6 protein-coding genes are annotated in these 4,327 nt (G+C 68.5%); all 6 read left to right on the top strand.

What is annotated here, in order from left to right; all coding sequences use genetic code 11:
• Nucleotides 1–190, top strand: a 190-nt coding sequence (locus tag P3W97_RS08170; protein ID WP_300845644.1) for a hypothetical protein, incomplete at its 5' end; no start/stop codon positions are given.
• Complete coding sequence (locus P3W97_RS08165; protein ID WP_300845642.1) at nucleotides 190–732, top strand: shikimate kinase; 543 nt, start codon at nucleotides 190–192, stop codon at nucleotides 730–732. The genes P3W97_RS08170 and P3W97_RS08165, both read left to right, overlap by 1 nt.
• Nucleotides 733–741: 9 nt before the next feature.
• Complete coding sequence (gene aroB, locus P3W97_RS08160) at nucleotides 742–1,890, top strand: 3-dehydroquinate synthase (protein WP_300845639.1); 1,149 nt, start codon at nucleotides 742–744, stop codon at nucleotides 1,888–1,890.
• 31 nt (nucleotides 1,891–1,921) lie between these two features.
• Nucleotides 1,922–3,169 carry a deoxyguanosinetriphosphate triphosphohydrolase gene (locus P3W97_RS08155; RefSeq protein ID WP_300845637.1) on the top strand — a complete coding sequence of 416 codons (1,248 nt, stop codon included), beginning with the start codon at nucleotides 1,922–1,924 and terminating at the stop codon, nucleotides 3,167–3,169.
• A gap of 20 nt (nucleotides 3,170–3,189) precedes the next feature.
• Nucleotides 3,190–3,876 (top strand): transposase, encoded by a 687-nt coding sequence (locus tag P3W97_RS08150; RefSeq protein WP_300845634.1) that lies wholly within the window; start codon nucleotides 3,190–3,192, stop codon nucleotides 3,874–3,876.
• A 134-nt stretch (nucleotides 3,877–4,010) separates the two neighbouring features.
• Nucleotides 4,011–4,327, top strand: a 317-nt coding sequence (locus P3W97_RS08145) for a hypothetical protein (RefSeq protein WP_300845631.1), incomplete at its 3' end; no start/stop codon positions are given.

Genomic DNA, 4,327 nt, shown 5'->3' with positions numbered 1-4,327 from the left:
GGCCGTGACCGCACCACAATTCAACGCTGACGGCTCGATCCAGACCCCCGCTACCTTCGTGGGTACGGTGTCGGGCAGCACCTGTATCGCGGACGATACCCCCGTGACGCTGACGGTCATTGACAGCACTGGGTCGATCGGGACAGCGGTGGTAACGGTGGTGTACACCGATTCGGCAAATTGCTCCTGATGGCTCGTGCAGTCATCCTGATCGGCCTGCCCGGCGCCGGCAAGACCACGGTCGGCCGCCAACTGGCGCGCCGGTTGCAGCTGCCGTTCGTCGATTCCGACGCCGTGATCGAGGCGCGACTGGGCTGCAGCATCCGCGACTTTTTTGAGCGGGAGGGGGAGGAGCCCTTTCGCGACCTCGAGGAGGTCGTGCTGGATGAGCTGACGCAAGGCGGGCCGTGTGTGTTGTCCACCGGCGGCGGAGCGGTCCTGCGGCCGGTCAACCGACAGCGGCTGCGCGCACGTGGGCGCGTGTTTTATTTGCGCGCCACCCCAGAGGAGCTGATGCGTCGGCTGCGCCATGATCGCACGCGCCCTTTGCTGCAGGTGGCCAATCCGCTGCAGCGCCTGCGCGAGCTGTATGGGCTGCGCGATCCACTGTACCGCGAGACGGCGCACCATGTGATCGAGACTGGTCGCCCGTCGGTGGCCACGCTCGTCAATATGATCCTGACGCAGCTGGAACTGGGCGCGGAAACGGCCGACGATGCGACGGCCGGCTAAACTCGCGGCATGTCCACGCATGCCATCGTCGCCGAAGCCCGCGCGTCTGCGCCACCAGCCGCCGTGCAGCACACGGTGACCATCGAACTTGCAGAGCGCAGCTATCCCATCGTCATCGGCAGCGGCCTGCTGGACGATCCCGCCACATGGGTCGGCCTGCCGCGCGCAACCACCGCCGCCATCGTCACCAACACGGTGGTGGCGCCGCTGTACCTGGCGCGGCTGCGCACGGCGCTGCAGCCGCATTACGGCCGTGTGCTGGAGGTGGTGCTGCCCGACGGCGAGGCGCACAAAGACTGGCCGACGCTCAACCGCATCTTCGACGCGTTGCTGGCCGCTGGGGCGGACCGCAAGACGGTGCTGTTTGCGCTGGGTGGCGGTGTAATTGGCGACATGACCGGCTTTGCCGCCGCGTGCTACATGCGGGGTGTGCCGTTCGTGCAGGTGCCCACCACGCTGCTGGCGCAGGTGGACTCCTCGGTCGGTGGCAAGACGGCGATCAACCACCCGCTCGGCAAGAACATGATCGGGGCGTTTTACCAGCCGGTGCGCGTGGTGTGCGACCTGGGCACGCTCGTGACCCTGCCGCCGCGCGAGTTGGCTGCGGGGCTGGCGGAGGTCATCAAGTACGGGCCGATCGCCGATGTGGCCTTCCTGGACTGGGTGGAGGCGAACATCGAGCAGCTGGCGGGGCGTGATCCGGCGGCGCTGGCGTATGCGGTGCGGCGCAGCTGTGAGATCAAGGCCGCCGTCGTCGGGCAAGATGAACGCGAGTCTGGCTTGCGCGCGATCCTCAACTTTGGCCATACCTTTGGCCATGCGATCGAAGCCGGGCTGGGCTATGGTGCCTGGCTGCACGGCGAGGCGGTGGGCTGTGGCATGGTGATGGCGGCGGAGCTGTCGCGCCGGCTCGGGCTGGTGTCACCTGCCTGGGTGGCGCGGCTGGAGCGGCTGGTCGCCGCCGCCGGCTTGCCGGTGCGCGCGCCCGTGCTCGCTGCAGACAACGCCGCGCGCTACCTGGAGCTGATGCGGGTGGACAAGAAATCCGAGGGAGGCGAGATCCGCTTCGTCGTCGTCGACGAGGCCGGGCACGCGTTCGTGCGCCCAGCGCCAGATGCGCTGGTGGCCGAGGTGATCGCGGTGCGCTGCGCCGCCTGAGCCCCCGGCCAGCGATGAAGGACAGGGCCTCATGACCCCGGTGCTGCCGACGCTGGCGCAAGAGGCTGCAGCCGCCGCAGGCGCGTCGCCATGGCCTTGTGGGGCACTCGCCCCCTGGGCATGCGACCCGGCGTGCAGCCGCGGACGGCGCCACCCGGAGGCGCCGGCGCCGACGCGCAACCCGTTCCAGCGCGACCGCGACCGGGTCATCCACTCCACCGCGTTTCGCCGCCTGGTCTACAAGACGCAGGTGTTTCTCAACCACGAGGGCGACCTGTTCCGCACCCGGCTGACGCACTCGCTGGAAGTGGCGCAGCTCGGCCGCAGCATCGCACGCGCACTGGGCCTGCACGAGGATCTGGTGGAGGCGATTGCGCTGGCGCACGACCTGGGGCACACGCCGTTCGGCCACGCGGGGCAGGATGCGCTCAACGCCTGTCTGCTCGGCCAGGAGGGCCCATGGGCGGCCGAGCCGCGCGGGCCGGATGAGCCGCACGGCGGCTTCGAGCACAATTTGCAGAGCCTGCGGGTGGTGGACGAGCTGGAGGAGCGCTACCCCGAATTCGACGGCCTCAACCTCTGCTTCGAGACGCGCGAAGGAATCTTAAAGCACTGCTCGCACGCCAATGCCGAGTGGCTGGAGGCGCGCGAGCCGGGTGGCGTGGGGGCGCGCTTCCTGCGCGGCGAATCGCCCTCGCTGGAAGCGCAGTTGGCCAATGTCGCCGACGAGATTGCCTACAACGCGCACGACATCGACGACGGGGTGCGCAGTGGGCTGTTGACGTTGGAGCAGTTGGAGCAGGTCGAGCTGTTCGACATCCACCGCCGCGAGGCGCTGGCGCAGCATCCGCATCTGACGGGCCGACGGCTGTTGTACGAGGCGATTCGGCGCATGCTCAGCGCCCAGGTATACGACGTGATTGCCGCCACCCGCGCGGTGCTGCACGCCACGGGCGTGTGCAGTGTTGCCGATGTGCGCGCGCAGCCGCCGCTGCTGGGTTTTTCCCCCTCGATGCGCGAAGCCTCGGCGCGGCTGAAGCGCTTTTTGCTCGTCAACCTGTACCGCCATCCCCAGGTGATGCAGACCACGGCGCGCGCGCGCCAGGTGGTGGCGGATCTGTACCGCGCCTACTGTGCCGACCCGGCGCGGCTGCCGGGCTTGCGGCGCCGTGCTGGTCTGTCGCTGCGGCGCCAGGTGGCCGACCACATTGCCGGCATGACCGACCGCTATGCGATCCGCGAGCATGAGCGGCTGAGCGGCCAGCGGCTGTTCGCCTGACGGTTGATGCGGGTGATCCCATGGCGCGCTTGCCCCGCCTGTCCGTGACCGATTGGCCCCACCTGGTTTTTTGGCAGGGGAACAATCGGCAAGCCGTCTTCGTGGACGACGACGATCGACAGGCGTTCGTGACCCTGCTGGGTGAGACGGCGGCCCGCGAAGGCGTCGAGGTCCACGGCTATGCCTTGCTCGATAGCGCTTTGTGGCTCGTGGTCACCCCGCGCCGGCAGGGGGGGCTGTCGCGCTTGATGCAGGGTCTGGGGCGCAGCTATGTGCGCCGCTTCAATGCGCGGCATGGCCGCAGCGGCACCCTGTGGGAGGGGCGCTATCGCGCCACTGTGCTGGCACCGGAGCAGGTGCTGCCGGCGCTGGCGATGCTGGACCTCGAGCCGGTGCGCCTGGGCTTGGCCCCGTCGCCGCAGGACTGGACCTGGTCCACCCACCGCCATTACACGGGTGTGGCGCCACAGCGCGGCGTACAGCCACCGCCGCCTTGGTGGGGCCTGGGGGACACGCCCTTTGCCCGCGAGGCGGCTTACCGCCAGCGCGTGCAGGGCGGTTTGCCGCCCGCGCAGGCGCAAGGCTTGCGCGAGGCTGCGATCAAAGGCTGGCCAGTAGGCGATGCCGCCTTCTTGGCGGCGCTGGCAGAGCAGACCGGGCGGCGCACCCAGCCGGCCCGGCCCGGCCGTCCGCGCAAAACCCAGTGATCTGTCCCCAATAAATTGCATGACCTAGCAACACGTTTTAAAATCGTACTCCGACCCCAAAAAAAGTGCTTGCTCACTTTGCGGCCATGCACTAAGCTGTGAGCGTTCTTGTTAACCCGGCCTAGGAGTCAGGCGTGACCGCTACCCCCCACACCCTCGCCGCGCAGCGCGGTCTGTACGACGCTGCCCTGGAACACGACGCCTGTGGCGTCGGCTTCGTCGCCCACATCAAAGGACAAAAGAGTCACGCCATCGTGACCCAGGCGCTCAAAATCCTGGAAAACCTCGACCACCGCGGTGCCGTGGGCGCCGATCCGTTGATGGGCGATGGGGCGGGCATCCTGCTGCAGATCCCCGATCCGCTCTACCGCGAAGAGATGGCCAAGCAGGGTGTGACCCTGCCGCCGCCGGGCGAATACGGCGTGGGCATGATCTTCCTGCCCAAGGAGCA

This window comes from Tepidimonas sp., assembly GCF_029335975.1.
Classification (GTDB): domain Bacteria; phylum Pseudomonadota; class Gammaproteobacteria; order Burkholderiales; family Burkholderiaceae_C; genus Tepidimonas.
The sequence above is the reverse complement of the archived record's forward strand: the minus strand, read 5'-3'. Positions and strand labels throughout refer to the sequence as shown.